Consider the following 4,266-nt stretch of genomic DNA (forward strand, 5'->3'; position numbering starts at 1 on the left):
GGGCCCGCACCCGTTCTGGGTGCGGGCCCTGACCATGTTCCGGGCCTGCTGCCCGGCCGTACGGCGTGATCGTCACAGCCGCGGGGTGTCGCGGAGAAGCGCCCGCGTGTACGGCTCGGCCGGATGGTCGAGCAGCCGCCCGGTGGGCCCCGACTCGACGACCCGCCCCTCGCGCAGCACCACGGTCCGCGACGCGACCGACCGGGCCAGCGCCAGGTTGTGGGTCACGAACAGCATCGACAGCCCGCGCGTCCGGCGGATCCCGTCCAGCAGCGACACGATCGAGGCCTGCACGGAGACGTCCAGCGCCGAGGTGACCTCGTCGCAGACGAGCAGGTCGGGCTCGCAGGCCAGCGCCCGCGCGATGGCCACGCGCTGCCGCTCCCCGCCGGACAGCCGGTCGGGGAACAGGTCGTAGGCCGAGGGGGCGAGCGCCACCTGGTCGAGCAGGTCGCGCACCCGCCGCTCGGCGTCCCGGCCGCGGGCGAGCCCGAACAGGCGCAGCGGTCTGCGGATGATCTCTCCGACGGTCATCCGCGGGTTCAGCGACAGGTACGGATTCTGGAAGACGTACTGGATGGCCTTGCGCGTCTCCCGGCCCCGCCATGGCGGGCGCGCAGTCCGCGCACGTCGAGCACGGTCTCGGCGGCCGTCGGCGGCGCCGGCGCGGCGACGGCGGCGGGCAGCGGCCGCTCCCGTACGTGCTCGGCCCGCAGGCAGCGCGAGCGCAGGCCGTTCCCCAGGTCCGTCATGGGCGGCTCGGCCCGCGCGCAGTCGGCGAGCGCCAGCGCGCACCGGTCGTGGAAACGGCAGCCGGAGGGCCGCGCGCCGGGGGCGGGGGCGCGGCCGGGGATGCCGGTGAGCGCGCGTTCCTCGGTGACGCTGGGGATCGCGGCCAGCAGGGCCCGCGTGTACGGGTGGGAGGGGGCGGCGAAGACCTCGTCCTTGGGCCCGATCTCGACGATCTGCCCCGCGTACATGACCGCCACCCGATGGGCCAGCTCCGCGACGACCGCCAGGTCATGGGTGACGTACACGGCCGCCACCCCGTGCCGTTCGCACAGGTCGCGGACCGGCCGACATCGACGCCACCGCCGTGCCTGACCCCTTCACCACCCGGGTGCGGGACGAATGGCTCGACTACAACGGGCACATGAACGACGCCTGTTACGCGCTCGTCTGCGCCCAGGCCAGTGAGGTGCTGCTGGACGAGCTGGGGTTCGGCGCGCGCTACCAGGAGGAGACCGGCCGCACGACGTACACGGTCGAGTCGCGGATCCGCTACTTGAAGGAGGCACGCGCCGGCGAGACCATCTCCGTGACCTCGGCGCTGGTCGAGGCCACCCCCAAGAGGCTGCGGGTGCGCCACAGCCTGCGTGCCGGGGGCGGCGACGAGATCGCGACGGCCGAGTTCGTCTACGTCCACGTCAACCAGGCGACGGGCCGGGTGGAGCCGATGCCGCCGGAGCTGGAGGCCCGGGCGCGATCGGCCGTCCGTCCTTGAGGCGGCGGGTAACCACCATCGCACCATCACGTCAAGTACACGATCACTTACCCAGGGTATCGACAAGGGCATGAACGACGACGGTGGCATCAAGGTCACCCCCGAGGACCGGCGTTATCCCGCCCTGTGCCGCGGCTTCAACCCCCGCTGGCTCGCCCATCCCCAGTACATCCGCCTCGTCAGCACCAACGAGCAGGTCAAGCACGCCCTCCAGTACGCCATGGACAACAAGCCGGCGACGGGCACACGCACCCGCGTCACGGTCCGCTCCGGCGGCCACTGCTACGAGAACTTCGTCTGCGCCGACGACGTCCGCGTCATCATCGACGTCTCGCTCATGAACGGCATCTACGACGACCCGGCCATGGGCGCGATCTGCGTCGAGGCCGGGGCGACCAACGCCGACCTGCGCAAGCAGCTGTACCTGAAGACCGGCAAGGTCCTGCCGGGCGGCTCGTGCCCGTCGGTCGGGGTGGGCGGGCACGTCCCGGCGGGCGGGTTCGGGCTGCTGTCGCGCCAGTTCGGGCTGACCGTGGACTACCTGTACGCGGTCGAGGTCGCCGTGGTCGACAAGGAGGGCCAGGTCAAGCTGGTCACCGCGTGCCGGGATCACAAGGGCGTCGACGACGACCTCTACCGGCTGTGGTGGGCCCACGCCGGAGGCGGCGGCGGCAACTTCGGCATCGTCACCAAGTTCTGGTTCAAGGACCTGCCCGACGCGCCGCAACGGGTGCTGCTGGCCGGCAGCGGCTGGAAGTGGTCGGAGATGGGCGACACGTCCACCCACTTCGCCCAGATCATCCGTACGTTCTGCGAGTTCTTCGCCTCGCCCAAGGCGGCCGACCCCGCTCAGTTCGGCCCGCTGTTCGCCATCCTCCTGCTCACCCACAGGAGCAAGGACAAGCTCGGCCTGATCGCCCAGATCGACGCCGGGGTGCCGGACGCCAAGGCCCGCATGGAGGCCTTCCACCAGGTCATGGGGTCGGCGATCCCGCTGGACCTGGTCGAGCTCGACGAGGCCCACGGCGAGTACCCGGCGCTGACCGGCCTGGACGGCCCGACCATGCTGCCGTGGGACGTGGTGGACAAGCTGATGGCTCCCACGGACAACCTGCGCGCCGGCAAGTACAAGTCCGCGTACATGCTCAAGCCCCTCACCGAGCAGCACATCTCCGCCCTCTGGGAGGCGCTCGCCTGCGAGGGCGACGTCCAGCGCGACGCGGTGGTCCAGATCGACTCCTACGGCGCCGCCATCAACAAGGTCGCCGTGGACGACACGGCGGTCCTGCAACGCAGCTCGATACTCAAGCTCCAGCACCAGGTCTACTGGCCCGCCGCCGCCGACGACGGCGACCAGCTCCGCTGGATCCGCGAACTGTACCGGAACATGTACCGCGACACCGGCGGCGTCCCCGTCTCCGCCACGAAGGAACACCCGACGGTCACCGACGGCTGCTACATCGGCTACCCCGACGTGGACCTCAACGGGCCGCCCTGGAACACCTCGAAGATCCCCTGGTCCACGCTGTACTACGGCCGCCACTACGCGGAGCTGCGGAAGGTCAAGAAGTGCTGGGACCCGCGCAACGTCTTCCGCCACCAGCAGTCGATCGAGCCGCCCACGTGACGCGGACCGCCCGGCCGTCCCTGAGCACGGCGCATTAGGCGCTGTATGGTGTGGATCGCCCGGACAACTCCGAGAAGGGAGCGGGATGCCCGATGTCCGCCCGCTCCGGACGGGCGATCCCTCGCACATCGGCGACTACCGCCTCGTCGGTCTGCTCGGCTCCGGCGGACAGGGCGTGGTCTACCAGGCCGTCGCCGGGGCCACCGGCCGCGAGGTCGCGATCAAGCTGCTGCACGGCCATGTGAGCGGCGACGACGACGCGGCCAAGAGCTTCCTGCGGGAGGTCGAGGCCGCGCGCCGGGTGGCCGCGTTCTGCACGGCCGCCGTCCTGGACGTCGGGACGCTGGACGAGCGGCCGTACATCGTGAGCGAGTACGTGGCCGGCGACACCCTCCAGGCCCTCGTCCGCTCGGCGGGCCCGCGCACGGGCGGCGCGCTGGACCGGCTGGCGATCTCCACGCTGACCGCGCTGACCGCCATCCACCAGGCCGGGATCGTGCACCGCGACTTCAAGCCGGCCAACGTGCTGATGGGGCCGGAGGGCCCGATCGTCATCGACTTCGGGATCGCCAAGGCGCTCGACGGCACCACGCTGGCCTCCGGGCCGGTCGGGACGCCCGCGTACATGTCGCCCGAGCAGTACACCGCCGAACGGGTCGGGCCGCCGTCCGACGTCTTCAGCTGGGCGGGCACGATGGTGTTCGCGGCGACCGGGCGCACGCCGTTCGCGGGGGACACCGTCGCCGCGATCCTCAACAGCGTGCTGAGCGGCTCCCCCGACCTCACCGGCGTGCCGCCGCACCTGGCGGGGCCGATCCAGGCGTGCCTGGCCAAGGACGCGGCCGCCCGGCCGATGCCCGCCGACCTGCTGCAACACCTGCTCCGGCACCCGGAGGCACCACCCGCGCCCATGGGACCGCCCGTGTCCGCGCCACCGCCCGCCGCGCCCGTGTCCATGCCGCCGCCCGCGCCCACGGGACCGCCCGTACCGTTTCCCGCGCCCTCGCGGGGGCCTGGCGGGACCGATCCGGGCTCGTCGTCGCAGGCCGGGCGGCAGACCGTGCCCGGCCGGAGCCGGCCGGTCAGCCGCCGGGCGGTGATCGGCGGCGTCACCGCGGCCGCCGCCGTGGCGAGC

General features: G+C 72.4%; 5 protein-coding genes. 3 read left to right on the forward strand and 2 right to left on the reverse strand.

Features of this window, described 5'->3' with window-relative positions; genetic code table 11:
- Positions 1 to 72: 72 nt before the first annotated feature.
- Positions 73 to 579: an ATP-binding cassette domain-containing protein gene (locus tag KME77_RS19980; protein ID WP_308250787.1), complete on the reverse strand. Its 507-nt coding sequence runs from the start codon at positions 577 to 579 to the stop codon at positions 73 to 75.
- A complete protein-coding gene (locus KME77_RS19985) occupies positions 543 to 1,037 on the reverse strand; it encodes an oligopeptide/dipeptide ABC transporter ATP-binding protein (protein ID WP_219469998.1) in 495 nt (164 codons plus the stop codon). Before KME77_RS19985 ends, KME77_RS19980 begins: the two co-directional genes overlap by 37 nt.
- A gap of 59 nt (positions 1,038 to 1,096) precedes the next feature.
- Between KME77_RS19985 and KME77_RS19990 the strand changes: the two genes are divergently transcribed.
- The 3 genes from KME77_RS19990 to KME77_RS20000 form a co-directional block, all read left to right on the forward strand.
- Positions 1,097 to 1,504, forward strand: coding sequence for a thioesterase family protein (locus KME77_RS19990; RefSeq protein WP_219470001.1), 408 nt, complete (start codon positions 1,097 to 1,099; stop codon positions 1,502 to 1,504).
- Positions 1,505 to 1,574: 70 nt separating this feature from the next.
- Positions 1,575 to 3,131, forward strand: a complete 1,557-nt coding sequence (locus tag KME77_RS19995; RefSeq protein WP_219470003.1) for an FAD-binding oxidoreductase — start codon at positions 1,575 to 1,577, stop codon at positions 3,129 to 3,131.
- An 85-nt stretch (positions 3,132 to 3,216) separates the two neighbouring features.
- Positions 3,217 to 4,266, forward strand: a 1,050-nt coding sequence (locus tag KME77_RS20000) for a serine/threonine-protein kinase (protein WP_219470005.1), incomplete at its 3' end; no start/stop codon positions are given.

The sequence above is a fragment of the Nonomuraea rhizosphaerae genome, from assembly GCF_019396405.1.
Lineage (GTDB): Bacteria > Actinomycetota > Actinomycetes > Streptosporangiales > Streptosporangiaceae > Nonomuraea > Nonomuraea rhizosphaerae.